Annotated in this window: 18 protein-coding genes and 1 tRNA gene; all 19 read left to right on the forward strand. The window is 62.2% G+C overall.

Annotated elements, in window-relative coordinates:
- Nucleotides 1-53: 53 nt before the first annotated feature.
- The 19 genes from CSQ95_RS17445 to epsF all read left to right on the forward strand — a co-directional run bounded on the left by CSQ95_RS17445 (nucleotide 54) and on the right by epsF (nucleotide 24,833).
- Nucleotides 54-1,223 carry a patatin-like phospholipase family protein gene (locus CSQ95_RS17445; RefSeq protein ID WP_070224601.1) on the forward strand — a complete coding sequence of 390 codons (1,170 nt, stop codon included), beginning with the start codon at nucleotides 54-56 and terminating at the stop codon, nucleotides 1,221-1,223.
- Nucleotides 1,224-1,342: 119 nt separating this feature from the next.
- Nucleotides 1,343-5,506 (forward strand): two-component regulator propeller domain-containing protein, encoded by a 4,164-nt coding sequence (locus tag CSQ95_RS17450; RefSeq protein ID WP_099410417.1) that lies wholly within the window; start codon nucleotides 1,343-1,345, stop codon nucleotides 5,504-5,506.
- Between the two features lie 86 nt (nucleotides 5,507-5,592).
- On the forward strand, nucleotides 5,593-6,300 hold the full coding sequence (locus CSQ95_RS17455; protein WP_099410418.1) for a response regulator: 708 nt from the start codon (nucleotides 5,593-5,595) through the stop codon (nucleotides 6,298-6,300).
- 218 nt (nucleotides 6,301-6,518) lie between these two features.
- A complete protein-coding gene (locus tag CSQ95_RS17460; RefSeq protein WP_099410483.1) occupies nucleotides 6,519-8,138 on the forward strand; it encodes an AMP-binding protein in 1,620 nt (539 codons plus the stop codon).
- Nucleotides 8,135-10,537 carry a bifunctional salicylyl-CoA 5-hydroxylase/oxidoreductase gene (locus tag CSQ95_RS17465; protein ID WP_099410419.1) on the forward strand — a complete coding sequence of 801 codons (2,403 nt, stop codon included), beginning with the start codon at nucleotides 8,135-8,137 and terminating at the stop codon, nucleotides 10,535-10,537. Before CSQ95_RS17460 ends, CSQ95_RS17465 begins: the two co-directional genes overlap by 4 nt.
- A 1-nt stretch (nucleotide 10,538) precedes the next feature.
- Nucleotides 10,539-11,339 (forward strand): SDR family NAD(P)-dependent oxidoreductase, encoded by an 801-nt coding sequence (locus CSQ95_RS17470; protein ID WP_099410420.1) that lies wholly within the window; start codon nucleotides 10,539-10,541, stop codon nucleotides 11,337-11,339.
- Nucleotides 11,340-11,352: 13 nt separating this feature from the next.
- Nucleotides 11,353-11,874: a MarR family winged helix-turn-helix transcriptional regulator gene (locus CSQ95_RS17475; protein ID WP_099410421.1), complete on the forward strand. Its 522-nt coding sequence runs from the start codon at nucleotides 11,353-11,355 to the stop codon at nucleotides 11,872-11,874.
- 10 nt (nucleotides 11,875-11,884) lie between these two features.
- Nucleotides 11,885-12,739 carry an enoyl-CoA hydratase family protein gene (locus CSQ95_RS17480; RefSeq protein WP_099410422.1) on the forward strand — a complete coding sequence of 285 codons (855 nt, stop codon included), beginning with the start codon at nucleotides 11,885-11,887 and terminating at the stop codon, nucleotides 12,737-12,739.
- A 4-nt stretch (nucleotides 12,740-12,743) separates the two neighbouring features.
- Nucleotides 12,744-13,904, forward strand: coding sequence for an acyl-CoA dehydrogenase family protein (locus tag CSQ95_RS17485; RefSeq protein WP_099410423.1), 1,161 nt, complete (start codon nucleotides 12,744-12,746; stop codon nucleotides 13,902-13,904).
- A gap of 26 nt (nucleotides 13,905-13,930) precedes the next feature.
- The gene (locus CSQ95_RS17490; protein WP_099410484.1) at nucleotides 13,931-14,323 is read left to right on the forward strand and encodes a RidA family protein; all 393 of its coding nucleotides are present in this window, start codon (nucleotides 13,931-13,933) and stop codon (nucleotides 14,321-14,323) included.
- A gap of 119 nt (nucleotides 14,324-14,442) precedes the next feature.
- Complete coding sequence (locus tag CSQ95_RS17495) at nucleotides 14,443-15,174, forward strand: PEP_CTERM-anchored TLD domain-containing protein (protein WP_230503970.1); 732 nt, start codon at nucleotides 14,443-14,445, stop codon at nucleotides 15,172-15,174.
- A 77-nt stretch (nucleotides 15,175-15,251) separates the two neighbouring features.
- A tRNA-Arg gene (locus CSQ95_RS17500) sits at nucleotides 15,252-15,326 on the forward strand.
- A gap of 159 nt (nucleotides 15,327-15,485) precedes the next feature.
- Nucleotides 15,486-17,378, forward strand: a complete 1,893-nt coding sequence (locus tag CSQ95_RS17505) for an ATP-binding cassette domain-containing protein (protein WP_099410425.1) — start codon at nucleotides 15,486-15,488, stop codon at nucleotides 17,376-17,378.
- A gap of 176 nt (nucleotides 17,379-17,554) precedes the next feature.
- Complete coding sequence (locus CSQ95_RS17510; RefSeq protein WP_180279086.1) at nucleotides 17,555-18,217, forward strand: CAAX prenyl protease-related protein; 663 nt, start codon at nucleotides 17,555-17,557, stop codon at nucleotides 18,215-18,217.
- Between the two features lie 40 nt (nucleotides 18,218-18,257).
- Nucleotides 18,258-19,529: an XrtB/PEP-CTERM-associated polysaccharide biosynthesis outer membrane protein EpsL gene (gene epsL / locus CSQ95_RS17515; RefSeq protein ID WP_099410485.1), complete on the forward strand. Its 1,272-nt coding sequence runs from the start codon at nucleotides 18,258-18,260 to the stop codon at nucleotides 19,527-19,529.
- An 8-nt stretch (nucleotides 19,530-19,537) separates the two neighbouring features.
- Nucleotides 19,538-20,920: an undecaprenyl-phosphate glucose phosphotransferase gene (locus CSQ95_RS17520; RefSeq protein WP_099410486.1), complete on the forward strand. Its 1,383-nt coding sequence runs from the start codon at nucleotides 19,538-19,540 to the stop codon at nucleotides 20,918-20,920.
- 631 nt (nucleotides 20,921-21,551) lie between these two features.
- Nucleotides 21,552-22,526: an EpsD family peptidyl-prolyl cis-trans isomerase gene (locus CSQ95_RS17525; protein ID WP_373632283.1), complete on the forward strand. Its 975-nt coding sequence runs from the start codon at nucleotides 21,552-21,554 to the stop codon at nucleotides 22,524-22,526.
- A gap of 46 nt (nucleotides 22,527-22,572) precedes the next feature.
- The gene (gene epsE / locus CSQ95_RS17530) at nucleotides 22,573-23,361 is read left to right on the forward strand and encodes a polysaccharide export protein EpsE (RefSeq protein WP_180279087.1); all 789 of its coding nucleotides are present in this window, start codon (nucleotides 22,573-22,575) and stop codon (nucleotides 23,359-23,361) included.
- Nucleotides 23,362-23,423: 62 nt separating this feature from the next.
- On the forward strand, nucleotides 23,424-24,833 hold the full coding sequence (epsF, locus tag CSQ95_RS17535; protein ID WP_099410429.1) for a chain length determinant protein EpsF: 1,410 nt from the start codon (nucleotides 23,424-23,426) through the stop codon (nucleotides 24,831-24,833).
- Nucleotides 24,834-24,845 lie beyond the last annotated feature (12 nt).

Genomic DNA, 24,845 nt, shown 5'->3' on the forward strand with positions numbered 1-24,845 from the left:
GTCTACCTTCCAAACTTTTCCACAAAGCATCCAGACCCTGCTAATCTGCCGGCATGGGAATGCAAAATAAAACAGGCTTGATACTCACGGGAGGAGGCGCCCGTGCCGCCTACCAGGTGGGCGTGCTGCAGGCGATTTCTGCGATTCTGTGGGAAGCGGGCTGGGCGCCGGCGCGCAACCCGTTCGACATCATCTGCGGCACCTCGGCCGGCGCCATCAACGCCACGGCGCTGGCTTGCCGCGCCGACAACTTCGGCGAAGGCGTGCAAAAGCTGCTCGACGTGTGGCAGCACATCGAGGTCGAGCAGGTCTACCGTGCCGATTCGCTGGGCGTGATACGCTCGGGCGCGCGCTGGCTGTCCTTGCTGTCGTTCGGCTGGCTGCTGCGCCAGTGGCATGCGTCGCCGCCCAATTCCCTGCTCGACAATACCCCGCTGGTCAGTCTGCTGCACCGCATGCTCGACCTGCCGCGCCTGGACGCGGCCCTGGCCGACGGCTTGCTGCATGCGCTGGCCGTGACGGCGTCGTCGTATTCGGGCAGCCGCCACATGACGTTTTACCAGACGGCCGGGGATATCGCGCCCTGGGTGCGCACGCAGCGCCTGGCCCTGCCGGACCAGATCGGCGTGGAGCATTTGCTGGCCTCGGCCGCCATCCCGTTCATCTTCCCCGCCGTGCCCCTGTACGTGGGCGGCCAGCGCGAATACTGCGGCGACGGCTCCATGCGCCAGCTGGCGCCGATTTCGCCGGCCATCCACCTGGGCGCGAACAAAGTGCTGGTGGTTGGGGCGGGGCGCATGACGGAACCGGCACCGGCCGCGTCCGAAGCGGCGCGCTACCCGAGCCTGGCGCAGATCGCCGGCCACGCGCTGTCGTCGATCTTCCTCGATGGCCTGGCCGTCGACATTGAGCGCCTGAACCGCATCAACCTGACCTTGTCGATGCTGCCGCCCGAGTTGCTGGGCAAGACGGCCTTGCGGCCGGTGGAATTGCTGGTCATCGCGCCGTCCGAGCGGCTTGACGCCATCGCCAGCCGGCATATCGGCAGTTTGCCGCGTCCCATCCGCACCATGTTGTCGGGCATCGGCGCAGCCGAAGCGCGCGGCGCGGCGCTGGCATCGTATTTATTGTTCGAATCGACGTATACTAACGAGCTGATCCGTCTTGGACAGCGCGATACGCAGGCCCGCAAGGACGATGTACTGGCGTTTTTTGGTTCTTGAGACGGCCCCCGGAACAGTTGCCGGAGTTTCGCGTTTTTTTTGACAGGACGATTGTGCTGGTATTTCGACGTGTTTGCGATGTTGCCTCACTGTTAATTTTACTGCTGGGCGGCTGGGCCATGGCGGCGCCTGCGCCCACCCTGCGTTTCGACCAGCTCAGCGTCGACCAGGGCCTGGCGCAGGAATCGGTGCTGGCCATCGCTCAGGACCGGCAGGGCTATATGTGGTTCGGCAGCCAGTCCGGCCTGAGCCGCTACGACGGCTACCGGATGGTCGTCTACAAGAATATCGAGGGCGACAAGACCAGCCTGGCCGACAACTGGGTCGGCGAGCTGCATGTCGATAGCCAGGGCCAGCTGTGGGTGGGTACGGACAATGGCCTCGACCGCTTCGACGCCGCCAGCCAGACCTTCATCCATTATGGCCCCGGCGAAAAGAGCAAGCGCGGCAACGGCAACCGGCATATCCATGCCATTCTCGACGATGGCGCGCGCGGCTTCTGGATCGCCACCTCGGACGGCTTGCAGCATTTCGACCCCTCCACGGGCGCCTTCCGCACCTGGCACCATGAAGAAGGCAACCCGCACAGCCTGGGCGACAATGAAATCAAGGCGCTGGCGCTGGACGCGCAACAGCGCCTGTGGGTCGGCACGGTAACGGGCCTGGACATGCTGGCGCCGGGCAGCGAGCGCTTCGAGCATTTCGCCGTCGATGCGACGCCCGGCTCGAAGTACAACGTGATCCAGTCGCTGCTGGTCGACCGCCAGCAGAACCTGTGGATCGGCACCATGGCCGGCGCCGAGCGCTGGCGTCTGGGCGGCGCCGGCGAGGCGCCGCAGGCGCGCGTGCGCTTCGGCGAGAAGCATGGCTTTTCCGCCATCCGCGTGGCCAGCCTGTACCAGGATGTCGACGCCACCGTCTGGCTGGGCAGCAATGCCGATGGCCTGTTCCGCTGGCTGCCCGACAGCGACACCTTCCTGCAGTACCGGCATCAGACGGGCGACAAGTTCAGCGTCGCCGACAACCAGCTGTCGTCGCTCTACCGCGACCGCGCCGGCACCTTCTGGGTCGGTTCCTGGTACAACGGCGTGAGCCGGGTCGACCTGGGCAGCGGCGGCTTTGCGCGCATGGCGCGCGCGCCCGGCGACGTGGGCGCGCTGGCGGACAAGAAAGTGCGCGCCGTGGCCGACGCGGGCAATGGCAAGCTGTGGCTGGCCACCAAGGGCGGCCTGAAACTGTACGACACGCGCGACGGCAGCTCGCGCCTGTTCGACCTGCGCAGCGCACCCGGCATGTCGCGCGACGAGCAGGTCACGACCCTGTACAAGGCGCCGGACGGCGTGCTGTGGGTGGGCGGCTCGACGGGCTTGCACCGCTTCGATCCGGCACTGGGCCGTTTTTTTACCATGCGCTTTGCCGCCGGCGACCCGAACAGCGACACCATCCGCAATGTCGTGAGCGACCGCAGCGGCATGCTGTGGGTGTCGACGCGGGGCGGCGTGCACCGTTTCGACCCGGCCAGCAAGCGTTTTACCACTTACCGCCACGACCCGGCCGATCCGAACAGCCTGTCCGACAACATGGTGCGGCCCGTGCTGGAAGACGGCAAGGGGCGGTTGTGGATAGGCTCCTTCCACGGCCTGGACTTGCTGGACCGCGCCAGCGGCCGCTTCCGCCATTTCCGCCACGATCCGCAAAACCCGCAGAGCCTGAGCCACGATGAGGTGCATTTCCTGCACGAAGACAAGCGCGGCGTGCTGTGGGTGGGCACGGCCAATGGCTTGAACCGCATGGACGTCGACGCCAAGGGCGGGATCCGCTTCCGGCGCTTCCTGCGCAAGGATGGCATGGCCGATGACGCCGTCGCCAGCATCCTCGGCGACGACAACGAACAGCTGTGGCTGAGCACGAACAGCGGCATCACGCGGCTCGACATGCGCAGCGGCCTGTTTCGCAACTACGACAGCGCCGATGGCACGGTGGAAGGCTCGTACTTCGACGGCGCGGCCTTGCGCGCGTCGGACGGCACCATGTATTTCGGCGGCTTCAACGGCATGACGGCGTTCATGCCGCAGGATATCCACGACAACCGCGTGCCGCCGCTGGTGGCCGTCACGGAACTGCAGATCTTCAACAAGCCGGTGGCCATCGGCCGCGGCGAGTTCGCGCATGTGCTCAAGAAGGCCATCGACCATACGCGCGAGCTGGTGCTGACCAGCCGCGAAAGCGTTTTTTCGCTGGAATTCGCGGCCCTGCATTTCGCCGCGCCCCAGCGCAATATGTTCGCCTACCGGCTCGAAGGCTTCGACCAGGACTGGGTCATGACGGATGCGGGGCGGCGCTTTGCCACCTACACCAACCTCGACGCGGGCAACTATGTGTTTCGCGTCAAGGCGGCCAACAAGGACGGCGTGTGGAACGAGAGCGGCGCCACGCTGGCCATCACGATTTTGCCGCCGTTCTGGAAGACCTGGTGGTTCCGCACCCTGATGGCGCTGCTGCTGCTGGGCGCCGTGTATGGCGCGTACCGGCAGCGCGTGCGCGCGCTGCGGCGCCAGCAGAACGAGCTGGAAAAACTGGTCGGCGAACGCACGGCCGAGTTGCAGAGCAAGGAAATCGAGGTGCTGGCCCAATCGGAAAAGCTGGCGCAAGTCAACAGCAGCCTGACGAAAAACGAGGAAAGCCTGCGCCAGGCCAAGCGCAAGGCCGAGGATGCGACGCGCCAGAAGTCGGAATTTTTGGCCAACATGAGCCACGAGATGCGCACCCCGCTGGCCGGCGTGATCGGCATGCTGGGCTTTGCCCTGCGCGACGAGCAGCTGCACGACGCCACGCGCGAGCAGATCCTGCGCGGCCAGGCCAATGCCCAGTCGCTGCTGGTGATCATCAATGACTTGCTCGATTTTTCCAAGATCGAGGCGGGCAAGCTGAGTATCGAAAACATCGATTTCGCGCTCGGCGCGGCCATCGAGACGGTCGTGACCCTGTTCGAGGAGCAGGCGGCCGCGCGCAGCATCGGTTTCTCCATCGATTTCGCGCCCGACCTGCCGCCCTTCGTGGTGGGCGACCCGACCCGCTTGCGCCAGGTACTGGTCAACCTGGTCGGCAATGCCTTCAAGTTCACCCAGCGCGGCGGCGTCAGCGTGTGCGTCGAGCGGGCCGGCGTGGCCAGCGGCAGCGGCGGGCGCCGTGTCAACCTGATCCGCTTTAGCGTCAGCGACAGCGGCATCGGCATCGATGCGGACGCGATGGCGCGCCTGTTCCAGAAGTTCGAGCAGGCCGATGCCAGCACCACGCGGCGCTACGGCGGCACGGGGCTGGGCCTGGCGATCTGCCGCCAGCTGGTCGAACTGATGGAAGGCGAGATCGAGGTGGCCAGCACGCCGGGGCAGGGCAGCACCTTTGCCTTCACCTTGCCGCTGGCCGACGGCGTGGCGCCGCCGCTGGTGCCGCAGGTGGCGCTGGCGCCGCACAGCCACCAGTTGCGCGTGCTGTGCGCGGAAGACTTCCCCACCAACCAGATCATCATCCGCGTCATGCTCGAAGAACTGGGGCACCGGGTCGACGTGGTCGCCAACGGCGTGCTGGCGGTGGCTGCCTGCGTGCATACGCGCTATGACCTGATCCTGATGGACGGGCGCATGCCGGAGATGGACGGCGCCACGGCGACGCGTCTGATCCGCGTGGGCGGCTGGCCGGACCAGCCCGTGCGCGACCAGGAACTGATGATCGTGGCCCTGACGGCGAACGCCAGCGAAGAGGACCGCAGCCGCTATCTGGGCGTCGGCATGGATGATTTCCTCAGCAAACCGGTGGACGAGGCGGTGCTGCATGGCTTGCTGGCGCGCGCCATCGAGCGCCAGCTGCAGCGCGGTTTCATGTTGCCGCGCATGCCGTCGAACGCGCCGCGCGCTAGCGCGCGGGGGCAGGCGGAACTCGACGCCCTGTTCGGCGTCGCGCCGGCCATCCCCGCCGCACCGTCCGCCCAATCCATCCGCAGCGGCGAACTGCAGCGGCGCATCCGCGTCGCCTTCGTCGCCGACCTGGAGGGGCGCTTGCGCGAACTCGACGATGCCCTGGCGGCGCAGGACCAGGACAACGCAGGGCGCCTGCTGCACGGATTGAAGGGCAGCGCCGCCTATCTCGACGAAACGCAGCTGCACATGCTGTGCACGGAAATGGAGGAGGCTGCGGACGGCGGGCGCTGGACGCAGGTGGCCCTGCATTTGCCGCAATTGCGCGCACTGTTGGCGCAAATAGCCGTTTCGGGCAAGGAAATGTAAAATAGGCAATTCCAGCCGTGGAGCGCGCGGCGAAACTGGGTAGAATACGGCCAGGCACCCTGACGCTGCCGCCAATGGAGAAAGCAATGAAAGTACTGGTGGTTGACGATGATGTCGTGTCGCGCATGGTATTGATGCATCTGATCGACAGCTGCGGCGTGCACGACATCGTGGAAGCCGAAGATGGCGCGGCGGCGTGGGAGCAGCTCGAAGGCGGCTTGCGCCCCGCGCTGTGCTTTTGCGACTTGCGCATGCCGCGCCTGTCCGGCATGGAGCTGCTGCAGAAAATCCGCTCCGACAGCGCGCTCGACGCCATGCCGCTGGTGCTGGTCTCGTCGGCCAATGACCACGACACGGTGCGCGACGCCGTGCAGGCCGGCGCCGCCGGCTACATCGTCAAGCCCTTTCAGCCGGAGCAGGTGCGCCAGCATATCGACGCCTGCTTCGACGTCTCCGCCTTGCCGGCCGAGGCGCCGCGCGATACCTTGCAGCGGCTGGGCATTGACGGCGAACGCCTGCTGGCCTACCTGACGGGCTTCCAGGGGCAGATAGTCGCCGCCAGCGAACAGGTCGACGCCTTGCTGGCGCGCGGCGAACCGGCCCAGGCGCGCCAGCAGCTCGAACGGCTGCACCTCGGTTGCCGCACCCTGGGCTTGCATGGCGCGGAAGCCGGCATGAGCGCCTTGCTGCAGTCGGCCGTGCTCGATGGCGAGCAGATACAGGCGGCCCTGGCCGCGCTGGCGCGCAGCGCGGCGCAGCAGGCGCGTTTGCTGCGCCAGGACGGCGCCGACTGATACACCATAACAAAACCTACTGCGCGTCGTGATTTGCGGCTTCCGATGCTCACTGTGCATCCGCACAGCTCCGCTTCTCGGCCACAACTCCCATTCGCTCGCTACGGTTTTGTTAGGTGTGTTGAAATTGCCGTTTTCTGCTTGCTGGAAAAATACTTTAGGTTTAAAGTATCTGCTTCCGGGCCTTGCGCACGCGCCCGTCACCAGCCAGGATGAGCATGAGCAGCGACCCTTCGCCTACCACCGCATCTCCCCAGGACGACTTTGCGCGCACGCACCTGCCGCCGCGCGCACTCTGGCCGCAGCTGTGCCTGGATTTGCCCGAGCTGCAGTATCCGCCGCGCCTCAATTGCGTCGCCGCGCTGCTCGATGCGGCCGTGGCCAACGGCGGCGGCGAGCGCACCGCCATCCTTGCCGACGGCCAGCGCTGGAGCTACGCCGATCTGGCGCGGCAAGTCGACCGCATCGCCCACGTGCTGCGCGCCGACCTGTGCCTGATCCCCGGCAACCGCGTGCTGCTGCGCGGTGCCAATACCCCGATGATGGCCGCCTGCCTGCTGGCCGTGCTGAAGGCCGGCTGCATCGCCGTGCCCACCATGCCGCTGCTGCGCGCGCGCGAACTGTCCACCATCCTGACCAAAGCGCAAGTCAATGCCGTGCTGTGCGCGCAGGGCTTGCGCGCGGAGCTCGATGGCTTGCCCGGCCTGTCGGCCATGCTGTGCTTTGGCGCCGCCGATGCGGAACTGGAACGGCGCATGGCGGCCCACGATGCGCCGTTTCCCGCGCACGACACGGCGGCCGACGACGTCTGCCTGATCAGCTTTACCTCGGGCACGACGGGCGTCCCCAAGGGCACCATGCACATGCACCGCGACCTGCTGGCCATCTGCGACTGCTTTCCCCGTTCCATGCTGCAGGTGCGCGCCGACGATATCTTCATCGGCACGCCGCCGCTGGCTTTTACTTTTGGTCTCGGCGGCCTGCTGCTGTTTCCCCTGCGTTTTGGCGCGGCCACCGTGCTGCTGGAAAAACTCACGCCCGACGGCCTGCTGCGCGCCATCGGTGCCTATCAGGCCACGATCTGCTTCACGGCGCCGACTTTTTACCGCCAGATGGCGCCCCTGGCGGCCGGCCACGATTTGAGCAGCCTGCGCTTGTGCGTATCGGCAGGCGAGGCGCTGCCGCTGGCCACGCGCGACGCCTGGCAGGCGGCGACGGGACTGGCCATGACGGACGGCATCGGCGCCACCGAAATGCTGCACATCTTCATTTCCGCCACGGGCGAGGGCATCCGCCGCGGCGCCATCGGCAAGGCCATTCCCGGCTACCAGGCATGCATCGTCGACGATGCGGGCGTGCCGCAGCCGCCCGGCGTGACGGGCCGCCTGGCCGTGAAAGGCCCCACCGGCTGCCGCTACCTGTCCGACCCGCGCCAGCGCGAGTACGTGCAGAACGGCTGGAACCTGACGGGCGACACCTTCGAGATGGATGCCGACGGCTATTTCTATTACCGCTCGCGCAGCGACGACATGATCGTCTCGGCCGGCTACAACATCGCAGGCCCGGAAGTGGAAGAGGCGCTGCTGCGCCACCCTGCCGTGGCCGAATGCGGCGTGGTCGGGCGCGCCGATGCCGAGCGCGGCCAGATCGTCGAGGCGCACGTGGTGCTGAAAGATGGTTTCCAGCCCGGCGACGTGCTGGCGGCCGAACTGCAGGACTTCGTGCGCCAGCAGATCGCCCCGTATAAATACCCGCGCGCCATCCATTTCCTGCCTGCGCTGCCGCGCACGGAAACGGGCAAGCTGCAGCGCTTCAAACTTCGCACGGACACCCCATGAATATCGTCTGCATCGGCGGCGGCCCCGCCGGCCTGTATTTCAGCCTGCTCATGAAAAAGCAGAACCCGCATCACCGCATCAGCGTCATCGAGCGCAACCGCCCGTATGACACGTTTGGCTGGGGCGTGGTGTTTTCCGACCAGACCCTGGGCAACCTGGCCAACGCGGACGAGCCGACGGCGCGCGCCATCCTGCAGGCGTTCAATCACTGGGACGATATCGAGATCCACTTCAAGGGCGAGACCGTGCGCTCGGGCGGCCATGGCTTTTGCGGCATCGGCCGCAAGCGCCTGCTCAATATCCTGCAGGCGCGCTGCGAGGAACTCGGCGTGCAGCTGGTGTTCGAGACGGAAGTGCGGGACGACCAGGCGATCGCGCGCCAGTACGGCGCCGACCTGGTGATCGCCAGCGACGGCTTGAACAGCCGCATCCGCACGCGCTATGCGGCCAGCTACCAGCCCGAGATCGACCAGCGCCATTGCCGCTTCGTCTGGCTGGGCACGCGCAAGAAATTCGAGGCGTTCACGTTTGCCTTCCGCCAAACGCCGCACGGCTGGTTCCAGGCGCATATCTATCAATACGATGGCGAGACCTCGACCTTCATCGTCGAAACGCCCGAACACGTGTGGCGCGCCGCGGGACTGGACGCCATGAGCCAGGAAGAGGGCATCGCCTTTTGCGAAGCGTTGTTCGCCGAGGAACTCGACGGCCACGGTTTGCTGAGCAATTCGCCGCACTTGCGCGGCTCGGCACAGTGGATCACCTTTCCCCGCATCGTCTGCCGGCAATGGGTGCACCGCCAGGACGGCGTGCCCGTCGTGCTGATGGGCGACGCGGCCCACACGGCGCATTATTCGATAGGCTCCGGCACCAAGCTGGCGCTTGAAGACGCGATCGAACTGGCGCGCTGCTTCGGCCAGCATGCTGGTACGGATGCTGCGCTGGCCGCCTACCAGCAGCTGCGCGCCATCGAGGTGCTGAAGATCCAGAGCGCGGCGCGCAATTCCATGGAGTGGTTTGAAAACGTCGAGCGCTACAGCGCCATGGAAGCGCCGCAGTTTGCCTATTCGATGCTCACGCGCAGCCAGCGCATCTCGCATGAAAACCTGCGCCTGCGCGATCCCGCCTACGTGGCCGGCTATGAATCGTGGCTGGCGCGGCGCGCGGGCGAGCAGGCCGGCGTTGTGTTTTCGCAAGAACCTTTGCGGGACGAAGCCATGCCGCCCATGCTGACGCCTTTCCGGCTGCGCGGCGTGCTGCTGAAAAACCGCATCGCCGTCTCGCCGATGGCGCAGTACAGCGCCGTCGACGGCGTGGCGGGCGACTACCATCTGATGCACCTGGGCGCGCGCGCCATGGGCGGCGCCGGCCTCGTGTTTGCCGAGATGACGTGCGTCTCGGCCGACGCGCGCATCACGCCCGCCTGCCCCGGCATGTACAGCGAAGCGCACACGCAGGCGTGGCGGCGCATCGTCGATTTCGTGCACGCGAACAGCGATGCGAAGATCGCCCTGCAGCTGGGCCACGCGGGGGCGAAAGGCTCGACGCGGCCCATGTGGGACGGCATCGACCTGCCGCTCAGGGAAGGCAACTGGCCTTTGACCTCGGCCTCGGAGCAGCAGTATCTCGCCGGCGTGTCGCAAACGGCGCGCGCGGCCACGGAAAGCGACCTGGCGCGCATCGAACAGGACTTCGTGCGCGCCACCCTGGCCGCCGCCGTCGCCGGTTTCGACTGGCTGGAACTGCATTGCGCGCACGGCTATCTGCTGTCGAGTTTTATTTCGCCGCTGACCAACCGCCGCACCGACGAATATGGCGGCAGCCTGGAAAACCGCTGCCGCTATCCGCTGCGCGTGTTCCGCGCCATGCGCGCGGCGTGGCCGCAGGATAAACCGATGAGCGTGCGCATCTCGGCCCACGACTGGGTCGAAGGCGGCATCACGCCAGACGATGCGGTCGTCATCGCGCGCCTGTTCAAGCAGGCGGGCGCCGACCTGATCGACTGTTCCTCGGGCCAGGTCAGCAAGCTCGAACGGCCCGTCTACGGGCGCATGTTCCAGGCGCCGTTCGCCGACCGCGTGCGCAACGAGGCGGGCATTGCCAGCATGGCCGTCGGCTCGATTTTCGAAGCCGACCACGCCAACAGCATCATCGCCGCCGGGCGCGCCGATCTGTGCGCCGTGGGCCGCCCGCACCTGGCCAACCCGGCCTGGACCCTGACGGAAATGGCGCGCATCGGCTACAGCGGCGCAGGCGCTGGGAACGGCGCAGCCTGGCCGAAACAGTACCGGCCGGGCCAGCAGCAGCTGGAACGCAATCTGCAGCGCGAGCGCCAGCTGGCGGCCGCCAACACGGGTCTCACCCCGCAACAGGTGGCCGCGCGGCTGCTGGAAGGATGACATGAGCAAGGAAGCATCGATGGACGCACTATCAGGAAAACATGCGCTGGTGACGGGCGCCGGCAGCGGCATCGGCCTGGCCTGCGCGCACGCCTTGCTGGACGCGGGCGCAAGGGTCACCCTGGCCGGGCGCGATGGCGCGCGGCTGGCGCGCGCGCGCATGCAGCTGGAAGAGGCGGGCCATGCGGGCAGGGTGGCCATCTGCGTGCTCGACGTGAGCGTGGAAGCGTCCGTGCAGGCGGGCTTCGCGCAGGCCGCCGCGCATTTCGGCCGCATCGATATCCTCGTCAATAACGCCGGCCAGGCGCATGCTGCGCCATTCGGCAAGACGGATGCCGCCATCTGGCAGCAGATGCTGGCCGTGAACCTGACGGGCGTGTTCCACTGCTGCCAGGCGGCCATGCCGGCCATGCTGGAAGCGGGCTGGGGGCGCATCGTCAACGTGGCGTCGACGGCGGGCCTGAAAGGCTATCGTTACGTCAGCGCCTATGTCGCCGCCAAGCATGGCGTGATCGGCCTGACGCGCGCGCTGGCGCTGGAAGCGGCGCCGCGCGGCGTCACCGTCAACGCCGTCTGCCCCGGCTACACGGAAACGGACATGGTGGCGCAAGCCGTGCAGAACATCGTGCGCAAGACGGGGCGCGGCGAAGACGCGGCGCGCGCGGAACTGGCGGCTGGCAATCCGCAGCAGCGGCTGGTGCAGCCGCGCGAAGTGGCCGATGCGGTGGCCTGGCTTTGCCTGCCCGCGTCGTCCGCCATGAATGGACAATCGATCGCCGTCGCCGGCGGCGAAGTCATGTAACAGAATGAAGATCATGGACAAAGAAAACGAAAATGTGCAGGACGAACCCGTGCTGGATCTGGCCAGCCGGCTGACGCAGGACCACCACCAGTCGCTCAAGCTGTGGCTGCGCATGCTCTCGTGCACGGTGAAAATCGAAAACGAAGTGCGCACGCGCTTGCGCGCCACCTTCGGCATCACCTTGCCCCGCTTCGACTTGATGGCACAGCTCGAACGCTTTCCCGAAGGTTTACGCATGGGCGAACTGTCCAGGCGCATGATGGTCACAGGCGGCAATATCACAGGCATCACCGACCAGCTGGAGCAGGAAAAACTCGTGGTGCGCGTGGTCGATCCGAAAGACCGCCGCTCGTACAGCGTCAAGCTGACGCCGGCCGGCCGGCGCGCGTTCGACGAGATGGCGCGCGTGCACGAAGGCTGGATCGCCGAACTGCTGCACGGCGTGACGCCCGATGACAAAACCCGTTTGATCGACCTGCTGTCGCAGATGAAACAGCACTTGAATGAACACGATCGTGACACCATCGATAAATAAAGGAAGCACCATGCGCCATCTACCCGGCCAGCCGCAAGACCTGCCAGGCAACCGCGCCAGCCTGGCCGGCTACGCCGCGCGGCATTTTCTGTTTTCCGTCGAAGGCGGCGTGGCCACCTTGACCCTGCACCGGCCCGAGCGCAAGAATCCGCTCACCTTCGATTCGTATGCGGAGCTGCGCGAGCTGTTCCGCGCGCTGGCGCATGCGGACGACGTCAAGGCCGTGGTCATCACGGGCAGCGGCGGCAATTTCTGCTCGGGCGGCGACGTGCACGACATCATCGGACCGCTGACGCGGCTCGACATGCCCGGCCTGCTGGCGTTTACCCGCATGACGGGCGACGTGGTGAAAGCCATGCGCGCCTGCCCGCAGCCCATCGTCGCCGCCATCGACGGCATATGCGCGGGCGCCGGCGCCATGCTGGCGCTGGCTTCCGATATCCGCATCGGCACGGCGCGCAGCAAGACGGCCTTTTTGTTTACCCGCGTGGGCCTGGCCGGCTGCGACATGGGCGCCTGCGCCTTGCTGCCGCGCGTGATCGGCCAGGGGCGCGCCGCCGAACTGCTGTACACGGGCCGCTCCCTGGCCGGAGCCGAGGCCGAGCGCTGGGGCTGGCTTAACCGTCTGGTCGAGCCGGAAGAGCTGGCCGAGGCGGCGCAGCTGTTCGCCGCGGGCCTGGCCAGCGGCCCCACCTTCGCGCACGGCATGACGAAAAAAATGCTGCAGCAGGAGTGGAACATGGGCGTCGATGAAGCCATCGAGGCGGAAGCGCAGGCGCAAGCCATTTGCATGGCCACCAACGATTTTCATCGGGCCTATCACGCCTTCGTGGCGAAAGAAAAACCGCAGTTCGAGGGCGATTGAGAAGATGAACAAGACACGCGACACCACTTACCTGGACTGGCCGTTTTTCGAAGCGCGCCATGCTGAACTTGAGCGTGACCTCGATGCGTGGGCGACGCAGCACCTGGACGACGAGCATGGCGCCGACGTCGATGCGGCTTGCCGCGCGCGGGTGGCGCAACTGGGGCAGGGCGGCTGGCTGACATACGCCACGGGCACCGATGGCAAGATCGACACGCGCGCCATTTGCCTGATGCGCGAAACCCTGGCGCGCCACGACGGCCTGGCCGATTTCGCCTTTGCCATGCAGGGACTCGGTTCCGGCGCCATCGGCCTGTTCGGCAGCTTGGAGAACAAGGCGCGCTATCTGCCGGACGTGGCCAGCGGCAAGCGCATCGCCGCCTTTGCCCTGTCCGAGCCGCAGGCCGGCTCCGATGTGGCGGCCATGGCGTGCGCGGCGCGCCGCGACGGCGACGACTATGTGCTCGATGGCGAAAAGACGTGGATCTCGAACGGCGGCATCGCCGACTTTTACGTGGTGTTCGCCCGCACGGGCGAGGCGCCAGGGGCGCGCGGCATCAGCGCCTTCATCGTCGACGCCGACAATCCCGGGCTGGAAATCGCCGAGCGCATCGCCGTCATCGCGCCGCATCCGCTGGCGCGCCTGCGTTTTGCCAATTGCCGCGTGCCCGTGTCGCAGCGCCTGGGCGAGGCGGGGCAGGGCTTCAAGGTGGCGATGGCCACGCTCGATGTGTTCCGCACGTCGGTGGCCGCCGCCGCCCTGGGCTTTGCGCGGCGCGCGTTCGACGAAGCGCTGCGCCACGCGACGGCACGCCAGATGTTCGGCCAGACTCTGGCGGACTTCCAGTTGACGCAGGCGAAACTGGCGCAGATGGCCACCGGCATCGATGCGGCCGCGCTGCTGACCTACCGCGCCGCCTGGCAGCGCGACCAGGGCCGCAAGGTGACGAAGGAGGCCGCGATGGCCAAGCTGACGGCCACGGAAACGGCGCAGCAGGTGATCGACGCGGCCGTGCAGCTGTTTGGCGGCATGGGCGTCGTCAGCGGGCACCCGGTCGAGCGCCTGTACCGCGAAATCCGCGCGCTGCGCATCTATGAGGGCGCCAGCGAAGTGCAGCAATTGATCATCGCGCGCGAACTGCTGCGCGAGGCGGCGGACGCATGAACGGCAAGAACAACGAGGAGAACACGATGCAAGTGCTGCAACCAGCGGGATGGGCCAGGCCGCGCGGCTATGCGAACGGTATTGCCGCCAGCGGACGCACGGTGTACGTCAGCGGCATGATAGGCTGGGATGCGCAGGGCCAGTTTCATACGGATGACTTTGCGGGACAGGTGCGCCAGGCCTTGCAAAATATCGTCGCCGTGCTGGCCGAGGCCGGCGCCTTGCCCGAGCACATCGTGCGCATGAACTGGTATGTACTGGACAAGAAGGAATATGTGGCGGCATATCCACACATTGGCGTTGCCTACAGGGAAATCATCGGCAAGCACTTCCCGGCCATGACGGCGGTGCAGGTGGCGGGACTGATCGAGGACAGAGCGAAGGTCGAGATCGAAGTGACGGCCGTGTTGCCTGAATGAATTATTTTTGTCAAAATTATATTTTTTGCGCTAAAATAAGAAATATAAAAACAATATCTGCTATGTTATATTTGGCAACCGGAAAATACGCCGGCTTCAAATACTGACAGTCGAGGCAGATGATGCACAATAATTTTAAGGCGGTAAGAAGTGTGGTGCTGGCCGTGGCCGGTATGGGTGTTTGCCTGGGCGCGCAGGCCGGAACCGGCACGTCGCTACTGTCTCCTGGCTATCAGGCGCAATTGGAAACTTGGCTCGGAGAGGGCCGTCTGGCGCTGACGAATATCTACAGCAAGGCGGCGGGCGACACCTCGCTCGATTTCCATAAGGCCTCCGATGGCAAGGGGCGCACATTTTCCGTTATGGAAGCCACGAATTCATCGGGCAAGACGTGGCTGGTGGGCGGCTACAATCCACAAAGCTGGAGCTCGACTGATGGCATGCATGTGACCATGGAGGACAGCGAGCGCACGGCCTTCCTGTTCAATCTGACAGCGGGCTTCATGCTGCCGCAATTGAAGCAGTATTTCAGCGGGGATGGCTTGGGCAAGGATCAGACCTTCAACGGTGCCAAGGCGGGTCCTACCTTCGGCGTCGGCCATGACCTCTACGTTCCCGAGAATCTGACCAATGGCGGCTCGTCCTACTTGTATACCTATAACCACTACGGTCAGCCGACGATGGGCTATAGCCTTCTGGATGGCTCCGTCTGGAAGGGGGCTGACATCACTTATGGCGCCATCCAGGTATTCAGCATCAGCGCCATTCCCGAGCCAGTCACCTATGCGCTGCTGCTGGCGGGATTGGGCGTGCTAGGCGTGGTTCGCCGCCGCAAGCGCGCGCTGGCCTGACGCGTCGCAGTCAAAAATGCCGTCCGCTTGCCACGCTGTCCATGGCGGGCGCCAGCCTGTATAATGCCGCTGCGCGTGTCGCCATCGTACAATGGATAGTACAAGGTCCTCCTAAGACTTAAATGCAGGTTCGATTCCTGCTGGCGACACCACATCCACGCAACGCGCGCCGGTGGCCTGAGTTCATGCTGGCCGCAATGTACTGGTTGTGCCGAGTTGTCGGTACAATGCGTGCTTCATTCATCCAATCGGCAGCTGTTTGGCGTACCACGCGGTGCGCGCGAGGCGGCGCCCGTACACCTTTACTCATTATGGCTGTCATTTCTCTTTCATCGGCGCAACTTGCGTTCGGTCACGTCGCGCTGCTCGATCACGCGGAATTTTCACTGGAAACCTCGGAACGGGTCGGCTTGATCGGCCGCAACGGCACGGGGAAATCGTCGCTGTTGAAGGTCATTTCGGGCAAGTTCAAGCTCGATGATGGCTTGCTGGTCATGCAGCAGGGCATCAAGATCGCCTATGTGGAGCAGGAGCCGCAATTCGATCCGGACATGTCCGTGTTCGACGCCGTCGCGTCCGGCATGGGCGAGTCGCAGGCCTGGTTGAAGGAATATGATGCGCTGACGGGCCAGTTTGGCCAGGGCAATGACGACGAACTGATGGAACGCATGCACGACATTCAGGTCAAACTCGATGCGGCCGATGCGTGGAGCTTGCCGAACAAGGTGGAAACCGTGCTCGACCGCTTGAACCTGACGGGCGACATGCTGATGAAAACCCTGTCCGGCGGCATGCAGAAGCGCGTGGCGCTGGCGCGCGCGCTGGTGTCGGCGCCCGACGTGCTGCTGCTCGATGAGCCGACCAACCATCTGGACTTCAGCTCCATCCTGTGGCTGGAAGGTTTGCTGCGCGACTTCAAGGGCAGCGTGCTGTTCATCACCCATGACCGCTCCTTCCTCGACAACGTTGCCACGCGCATCATCGAACTCGACCGCGGCCGTTTGTTGTCGTACCCGGGCAACTTCACGGCTTACCAGACACGCAAGGCGGAGCAGCTGGAAATCGAGGAAGTGGAAAACGCCAAGTTCGACAAGTTCCTGGCGCAGGAAGAGGTGTGGATACGCAAGGGCGTCAAGGCGCGCCGCGTGCGCGACGAAGGCCGCGTGCGCCGCCTGGAAGCGCTGCGCCTGACGCGCAATGCGCGCCGCGAACAGCAGGGCCAAGTGAAACTGGACGTGTCGGCCGGCGAACGCTCGGGCAAGATCGTGGCGGACCTGGAAAACGTTTCGAAGATCTACGGCGACAAGGTCATCGTCAAGGATTTCAGCGCCACCATCTTGCGCGGTGACAAGGTTGGCCTGATCGGCGCCAACGGCGCCGGCAAGACCACCTTGCTGAAAATGATTCTGGGTGAAGAGCAGTCGGACACGGGCACCATCCGCCTGGGCACCAAGCTGCAGGTCGCGTATTTCGACCAGATGCGTACGCAGCTGAACGAAGAGGCGAATCTGATGGAAACCATCGCGCCAGGCAGCGACTGGGTCGAGATCAATGGCCAGCGTCGCCATGTGATGACGTATTTGAACGATTTCCTGTTCGCGCCGGAACGTGCGCGTTCACCCGTCAAGTCCCTGTCCGGTGGCGAGCGCAACCGTTTGCTGCTGGCGCGTCTGTTCGCCAAGCCAGCCAACGTGCTGGTGCTCGATGAGCCGACCAATGACTTGGATATTGATACCCTGGAATTGCTGGAAGAGTTGCTGGAAGAATACACCGGCACCGTCTTCCTCGTCAGCCATGACCGCACCTTCCTCGACAACGTCGTCACACAGGTGATCGTCGCCGAAGGCGAGGGCAAGTGGCGCGAATTCGTCGGCGGCTACACGGACTGGGAGCGCGTGCGCACCTTGCCGATCGCCACGGCGCCGGCCAGCAAGCCGGCCGTGAAGGTCGAGGCCGCCACACCCGTTGCCAAGCAGAAAAAGCTCAGCTACAAGGAGCAGCGCGAGCTGGAAGAACTGCCGAAATTGATCGCCAAGCTGGAAGACGAGCAATCGGTGCTGGCCGCCGAACTGTCGCATCCGGACTTCTACAAGAAGACGCCGGCCGAAGGCAAGCGCCTGAATGCGCGCGTGGCCGAGATCGAAGGCGAACTGCTGGAAGCGCTGGAAAAGTGGGAGCAGATCGAGGCGCGCGCCAACGGTTGATTGTTTTCTGCCTCTCCTGTTGTAATTAAGTTAGGATTATTTGCCACGGCAACGGTTCTGCTTGATATAATTATATAATTATATTTTTTACATCGGGGGATGCATGTTTGTTATCAAAAACACGCGCTCCGGACCACCGCGTCCGGCGCGTGGTTTCACCTCCGGTGCGCATCAGTATGTTTGACCGCGCCGCCTTGCCCCGGGTAGCGCCATTCCTGGCCTATCTCTCCTTTATCTTTATCGCAGACATGCTGGGCCGGGCGGGCTTCGCCGCGCAGGACTTGCGCTGGCTGTACGCCGTCAAGATCGGCGTCGTGCTGGGTATGTTGCTGTACTGGCGCCGCAGCTACACGGAACTGGCCTGGGTGCCATTGGGCGCGCGTGCGCTGGCCGCGGCGCTGGCCACCGGCATTGTTGTTTTTCTGCTGTGGATCAACCTCGATGCAGGCTGGATGACGATCGGCAATGCGGACGGATTCGACCCGCGCAATGATGGCCAGGTCGAATGGAGTCTGGTGGTGCTGCGCATCGCCGGCGCGGCTCTCGTGGTGCCAGTGATGGAAGAGCTGTTCTGGCGCTCTTTCCTGCTGCGTTGGATCGATGCCCCTGATTTCCTGAAATTTCAGCCACGCCTGGCCAGTGCCAAGGCTTTTGTTGTCAGCGTGGTACTGTTTGGCTTCGAACACAATTTGTGGCTGGCCGGTATCGTTGCCGGCGCCGCCTACAGTTTGCTGTACATGCGCAGCCAGAACCTGTGGTCGCCCATCCTCGCCCATGGTGTGACGAACGGCGTGTTGGGCCTCTGGATTATTTCTGGCGGCCACTGGACTTACTGGTAATATTGCCAACCAACTGTTTGCTCTTTCAAAGACAATGCCCATGTTGACTTCACCGTATCATTGCCAGGCCCATATCGGGCAATCCGGATTGCAGCGCAACCGTTTGGCCTCGGTTCTGGCCCGCATATTGCCCGCTACGCTGTTGGCAGCCGGTGGCGCGGCATGCAGTTTGCCGGCTGGCGCCGCCATCAGCGATACGATTTCGCCTTTTATTGCGACGTCGTACTCGTATGACGATAATTTGTTCCGCATCGATGACAATGTGCCCGGTTTTGATGGGCAGCGTTCCGACACCTCGCGCCAGGTGCAAGCGGGATTCCGGATCAATCGTCCCATCGGCCGGCAGTTGCTGACGGGGCAGGTAAAGTGGTCACGCGTCTACTTTGATCATTTTGACCAGCTCGACTACACGGGCAAAGACTATCTGGCTGATCTCGAGTGGCATATTGCGAATCACCTCGAAGGCCACCTGGGCGCCAGCTATGCACAGACACTGACGCCGTTCAGCGATTTGCGAAGCTCGGAACGTAACCTGCGCACGATACGCCGCGAGTATGCGAATGGCGGCTGGCGCTTTCACCCCAGCTGGCGCGTGCGGGGGGGATTCTCACGCGATCGATATAGTTATGATTCGATTGCGCAAAGATTTTCCAACAGGCAAGAAGATGCCATTGAACTGGGCTTCGATTATTTGCCTGCCAGCGGAAGCCGGATCGGCATACAGCTGCGCCATTTGAAAGGGAGCTTTCCGAACCGGGCAAACCTGGCCGCGTTCGGTATCGAGCAGGGGTATGAGCAGGACGAAGTGAAGGCGAATATTTATTGGAATCTCAGCGGCGTGACGCAAATGCAGTTGCTTGGCGGCTGGGTGAAACGCAAGAACGAGCTATTTTCCGGGCGTGATTCCAGCGGCGCCAATGGGCGCATCACTGTGAACTGGGCCCCGCTTGGCAAGGTGCGTTTTACGGGTAGCCTGTGGCATGAATTTGCAGCAGTGGAAAATTCCCTGATTACCAGTAGCTTGAACAATGGCGCCAGCCTCGCTGCTGCCTGGGATATCTCGGCTAAAGTGCGCATGGATGCGCAACTGCGGCGCGAGAAACGCGATTTTTCCGCGGCGAGCGGCTTGGTGCTGCCCGTTAATGTCGACGACACCACGAAAACGGCCAGCATCGGTCTGACGTATGTGCCGCGGCCAAATATTCAATTGGGCGTCAGCGCATTCCGCGATACGCGCAGAGGCGCTCCCATTATCAACACAGGTAGTTACCGTGCCAAAGGCGCTTCCATTAACGCCAGCATTCAGTTCTGATGAGTATTATGACGGTCAATGATATACCCCTGATTTCGTTTTTCCAGCGCATCCTCGATCCTTTGATCATCATGGGCACGCTGTATTTGTTGTCCGCCTTGTCGGGCTCGCCCTTTACCGGTTATTCGCTGGTACTGATGATACTGGCGTTTTTTATTTCATCGTCGGTGTTTCAATATGTTGATCCGTACCGTACGTGGCGCAGTGGCCGCATGCTCGCCTACGCGCGCGATATCTTTGTCAGCTGGACCATTACCGCCCTGATTCTGATCTTTCTTGGCTCGGCGACGGGGCTGGCGTTCCATTTCGACCGCGAGCTGGTACTGGCCTGGTTTCTGCTGACGCCATTCATATTGCTGCTCAGTCATCTTGCCGCACGGCGCATGGTGGCCGATCCCGGCCGCGACAGCGAAGTGCGCTCGGTCGTCATCATCGGGGCCAATGACGCCAGCCTGAAGTTTGCCAAGACCGTGGAGCGCAATCCGAACCTTTTCATGAACGTGCGGGGGTTCTTCGACGACCGTACCGATGACCGCTGGCCAGAGAAAATGCGTGAACCCATGCTGGGGAAGATGGCCGATATTGCCGCCTATGTCCGCGAACACAATATCAAGATGATATTCATCAGCCAGCCGATTTCAGCCCAGCCGCGCATCCGCAAGATGCTCGATGAATTGCAGGATACGACGGCATCCGTGTATTTCCTGCCGGATATCTATATCTTCGATCTGATGCAGGCGCGTTTCGACAACGTAGGCGGCATGCCGGTGATCGCCATCCGCGAGTCGCCGTTCACGGGCTTTAACAGCATGGTCAAACGTGGCAGCGACATCGTGCTGGGCCTGCTGATCCAGATCATGTTGTTGCCAGTGATGCTCGTCATCGCCATCGCCGTGAAGATGACCTCGAAAGGTCCCGTGATTTTCCGCCAGCGCCGCTACGGCTTGTATGGCGAGGAAATTATTGTGTATAAATTCCGCTCGATGACGGTCAGCGAGGATGGCGATAAGGTGGTGCAGGCCACGAAAAACGACCAGCGCGTCACGCGCATCGGCGGTTTCCTGCGCCGCAGTTCACTCGATGAATTGCCGCAATTTATCAATGTGCTACAGGGCCGCATGAGCATAGTCGGGCCGCGTCCCCATGCTGTGGCGCACAATGAGCAGTATCGTAAGTTGATCAAAGGCTACATGCTGCGTCACAAGGTCAAGCCCGGTATCACTGGATGGGCGCAGGTAAATGGTTTGCGCGGCGAGACAGAAACCCTGGACAAGATGGAAGCGCGCATTCATTTTGACCTCGACTACCTGCGCAACTGGTCACTCTGGCTGGATCTGTGGATTATCATGCGCACGGTGAAGGTTGTGCTTAAACGGGACAATGCCCATTGAGTGAAGGGACCGAGCAACACTGCATGGAATTTGTTTTGCGTCAGATCAATACGCGTTAAAATGAAGCAAGCATTCGAAGTACGGACCCATGGTCTGTACCGGCGAATCGGGCGTAATGCAAAGAACAATAGCAGAAAGGCGCGACAGCATCATGTAGCGGCAGGTGGCGACGCGTATTGCTTCGGTTGCCTTACCGGCCGCCGGCTTGGTTCGCACGGCTTCGCCATCTCACGCACCGGTGTTTGTCCATGCTGCGCTTCAGACTACGGCCCCATCCTCGCCGATCCTGCACGGGAACGCGTCGCTACAGCGTTCTTACAGGAAAACTAAATTCGTACCAAGTACAAGAAATGCTATTTTTAAGCCTGAGCAGATAAAGAATGACAGGCGTCTGGCTGTAAGTTTTCTTGGAAACAGTTGTTTTTAAATCTGCTTAATGGATTTTTAAGCAAATAGTTTCCGGCAGCTCTTGTACATTGTGTATCATATTTATAATATTGACAATTGTGTGGTCTAGTCCCATAATTCCATGAGAAATCTGCTATTTTGGCAATATTTTTTGATAGTATAGTTGTATTTTTTGTCATTAAATTGTCGTGAGCGATTTCTTTTCTGAACTAAAGGAGTAATTTTGAACCTCTTGCATAAACAACGTTGGAGTGTGCACGTGCCGGGACTGAACTCTCGTATGCTGTGTTCGGCCTTGGTCTTGCTGACCGCTGTAGGTATGGCCGCGTGTGGCAACAAGGAAAAGAAGGCCGGGCAGGCACTGGCAAGTGTGAATGGCGAGGAAATTACTGTTCTTCAGCTCAATGAAGAGATGCAGCGTGCCAATGTACAGGCTGCGCAGCAAGATGCTGCGAGCAAACAACTGCTGGAATCGTTGATTGATCGCCAACTGCTGTTGAATGAAGCAGTCAAGGAGAAAATGGACCGCGATCCCAAGGTCGTGCAGGCGGTCGAGCGCGCGAAGTCCTTGATCATTGCGCAGGCCTATATGCAGAAAAAGATCGGATCGCTGCCCCGTCCCGGCAAGGCCGAGGTGGAAGCGTATTTTGAAAAGAATCCGCAATATTTCACCCAGCGCAAGCAGTTCGATATGCGCGAGTTGATTATTGCCAGCGCCGATATGAATGATGCGCTGAAGGCCGCAATGGACGCGGCCAAGTCGCTCGATGAGGTGGCAGCCTGGCTCGATACGCATCAGGTGAAGTATGGTCGTACGCAACTATCCCGTTCGAGCGCCGACTTGGCGCCAGAGCTGAGCGGGAAGTTGCTGGCCATGCCGAAAGGGCAGTTATTCATTATTCGCGAAGGTGACCGTACCTTGCTGATTTCGCTGGCCGATATCAAGGATAGCCCTGTGACCTTGGCCCAGGCGGCGCCGCAAATCGAACAGTTTCTTACTAATAAGAAAACCAAGGATGTGGCCGATGCTGAGCTCAAGCGTTTGCGCGCAACGGCAAAGATCGAATATTTGAACCAGCCTGCGGCGGGCAAGGACGCGGCCTCGACAGTTACGCCGGCGACGCCGGCGTCAGCGCCTGCCGGGCCGGCCGCAGTGTCGAACGACGTGAATGAACGTGGAGCAGCCGGGCTGAAGTGATGCCAGGTATAAGATGAACGCAAATTTTTATGGAAGCAGGCAAATCATGAAACGACTTGCAATGTGGATAATGGCAGCCTTTTTTGCGCTGACCGCTGGTGTGGCCGGTGCCGCCGATGTTTTGCTCGGTGCAGGCGATGTGCTGAAAATCTCCGTGTACGGTAGCCCGGACCTTGGTCTGGAAACCCGCGTCAGCGAAGCGGGTGAGATCACGTTTCCTCTGGTTGGCGCCGTACCCATCGGGGGGCTTTCCGTTGCCGCTGCAGAAAAGAAAATTGGCAACCTTCTCGAAGGTGGCGGTTTTCTGCGCAAGGCACAGGTCAATATCATCGTAACGTCGTTGCAGAGCCAGCAGGTATCCGTGCTGGGACAGGTGAATCGCCCTGGACGCTATCCGCTCGAAGGCAAGCGCAGCCTGATGGATGTGCTGGCAATGGCGGGCGGCTTTACAGCCGAAGCGGGCGATACCATCAATCTGATCCGTAAGCGCGATGGCAAGACCAGCAAGGAAGTGATCGACATTATCGAAATGGTGCGCGCCGGTTCACTGGACCGTGACGTTGATCTGACTGGCAATGACGTGATTTACGTGGAACGCACGCCGCGTTTCTATATCTATGGAGAGGTACAGCGACCTGGGACCTTCCGCCTCGAACGGGGAATGACCGTCCTGCAGGCGCTGTCTGTCGGTGGCGGCCTGACGCAGCGTGGCACGGAGCGCAGCATGCGCATCAAGCGTCGCGATGGCGCAGGTAAATTGGAAACGATTGAAGCGAAGCACGATGATCTTCTGCAAACGGACGACGTCGTTTATGTCAGGGAAAGCCTGTTTTAATTTGCGTCGCGCACGTCCGGATAATTTGTCTGAATCGATTTCTCTGATATGAGAGCTGTACCATGAATTTTTCACAATTTTTACTGATCCTGCGTGCGCGCAAATGGATATTGATCATTACCTTGCTGATTACGGTGGGGGCGACCGTTATCGTCAGCGCGCTGCTGCCCAAGACATACAAGGCATCGGCGTCGGTATTGATGAACTACAAAGGTATTGATCCCGTTACCGGGATGGCGATGCCTGGACAGTTGTTACCCGGCTACATGGCAACGCAGATTGATATTATCAGCAGCAAGAATGTTGCACTGCGTGTAGTCGATCAATTGCACCTGGCGGAAAGTCCAGCCGTGATTGCGCAGTTTAATGAGGCCTCGAAGGGCGTAGGCAATGTGCGTGACTGGCTTGCCGAGTTACTGTTGGCCAAGCTGGAAATTGTTCCGTCGCACGAAAGTAGCGTGGTCGACATCAGTTTCAAGGGCAGCGATCCGCAATTTGTTGCAGCTGTAGCCAATGCCTTTGCTGACGAATATCAAAAGACCAGTATTCAACTTAAAGTCGATCCCATGAGAAAGGCATCGACGTATTTCACGGAACAGACGAAGCTGTTGCGCGATGCCCTGGAGAGCGCGCAAAGCCGTCTGTCCGAGTATCAACAAAAAAATGGCATCGTTAGCCTTGATAACCGTCTCGATGTCGAGTCGAACCGCCTCAACGACCTGTCGGCGCAGTTGGTCGCGGCACAAGGGTTGGCAATGGAAGCGACGTCGCGCCAGCGCATGGCACAGGGCGGTGCCTTTGCCGAATCGCCCGACGTGGCGGCCAACCCGCTGATCCAAAGCCTGAAGGTGGGGCTGGGTAGCGCTGAATCCAAGCTTGCCGAGATTGGCCAGCGACTGGGCACCAATCACCCGCAGTATCAGTCTGCAAAGGCTGAAGTCGATAAATTACGCAGCGACCTGAAGGAAAGCTTGCGCGTCACGTCAAACAGTGTCGGCAATAATGCGCAGATCATGTCGCAGCGCGAAGGTGCCATTCGTGCCGCGCTTGCCGCGCAAAAGGCGAAAGTGCTGGAATTGAACCGTACCCGGGACGAGATGGGCGTTTTGCAAAAGGATGTGGAAAGTGCCCAGCGTGCTTTCGAAGCGACGTCGCAGCGCTTGTCCCAGACGCGCCTGGAAGGGCAATCTGAGCAGTCTGATATCTCGCTGTTGAATCCGGCAGTGCCACCCAGCCAGCCGGCGGGCCCCAAGGTCTTGTTGAATACGGTACTAGCCCTGTTCCTTGGCACAATGTTCGGTATCGGTGTGGCCTTGCTGGCTGAAATGCTGGATCGCCGCGTGCGTTCTGAAAATGATCTTTCCGATGCCTTGCAGTTGCCCATGCTTGGCAGCATTGCCTGGAATGCGCCAGCCCGCACACGGGGGAATCGTTTCTGGTCGCTGTTGCCGCGCTCTTTGCGCGCAAATTAATTTTTCTTGGAA

The organism is Janthinobacterium sp. BJB304, from assembly GCF_002735765.1.
GTDB lineage: Bacteria > Pseudomonadota > Gammaproteobacteria > Burkholderiales > Burkholderiaceae_D > Janthinobacterium.

Coding starts and splice junctions, on each gene's coding strand:
- CSQ95_RS17445 (WP_070224601.1), top strand. CDS start 54: ATGGGAATGCAAAATAAAACAGGCTTGATACTCACGGGAGGAGGCGCC.
- CSQ95_RS17450 (WP_099410417.1), top strand. CDS start 1,343: ATGGCGGCGCCTGCGCCCACCCTGCGTTTCGACCAGCTCAGCGTCGAC.
- CSQ95_RS17455 (WP_099410418.1), top strand. CDS start 5,593: ATGAAAGTACTGGTGGTTGACGATGATGTCGTGTCGCGCATGGTATTG.
- CSQ95_RS17460 (WP_099410483.1), top strand. CDS start 6,519: ATGAGCAGCGACCCTTCGCCTACCACCGCATCTCCCCAGGACGACTTT.
- CSQ95_RS17465 (WP_099410419.1), top strand. CDS start 8,135: ATGAATATCGTCTGCATCGGCGGCGGCCCCGCCGGCCTGTATTTCAGC.
- CSQ95_RS17470 (WP_099410420.1), top strand. CDS start 10,539: ATGAGCAAGGAAGCATCGATGGACGCACTATCAGGAAAACATGCGCTG.
- CSQ95_RS17475 (WP_099410421.1), top strand. CDS start 11,353: ATGGACAAAGAAAACGAAAATGTGCAGGACGAACCCGTGCTGGATCTG.
- CSQ95_RS17480 (WP_099410422.1), top strand. CDS start 11,885: ATGCGCCATCTACCCGGCCAGCCGCAAGACCTGCCAGGCAACCGCGCC.
- CSQ95_RS17485 (WP_099410423.1), top strand. CDS start 12,744: ATGAACAAGACACGCGACACCACTTACCTGGACTGGCCGTTTTTCGAA.
- CSQ95_RS17490 (WP_099410484.1), top strand. CDS start 13,931: ATGCAAGTGCTGCAACCAGCGGGATGGGCCAGGCCGCGCGGCTATGCG.
- CSQ95_RS17495 (WP_230503970.1), top strand. CDS start 14,443: ATGATGCACAATAATTTTAAGGCGGTAAGAAGTGTGGTGCTGGCCGTG.
- CSQ95_RS17505 (WP_099410425.1), top strand. CDS start 15,486: ATGGCTGTCATTTCTCTTTCATCGGCGCAACTTGCGTTCGGTCACGTC.
- CSQ95_RS17510 (WP_180279086.1), top strand. CDS start 17,555: ATGTTTGACCGCGCCGCCTTGCCCCGGGTAGCGCCATTCCTGGCCTAT.
- epsL (WP_099410485.1), top strand. CDS start 18,258: ATGTTGACTTCACCGTATCATTGCCAGGCCCATATCGGGCAATCCGGA.
- CSQ95_RS17520 (WP_099410486.1), top strand. CDS start 19,538: ATGACGGTCAATGATATACCCCTGATTTCGTTTTTCCAGCGCATCCTC.
- epsE (WP_180279087.1), top strand. CDS start 22,573: ATGAAACGACTTGCAATGTGGATAATGGCAGCCTTTTTTGCGCTGACC.
- epsF (WP_099410429.1), top strand. CDS start 23,424: ATGAATTTTTCACAATTTTTACTGATCCTGCGTGCGCGCAAATGGATA.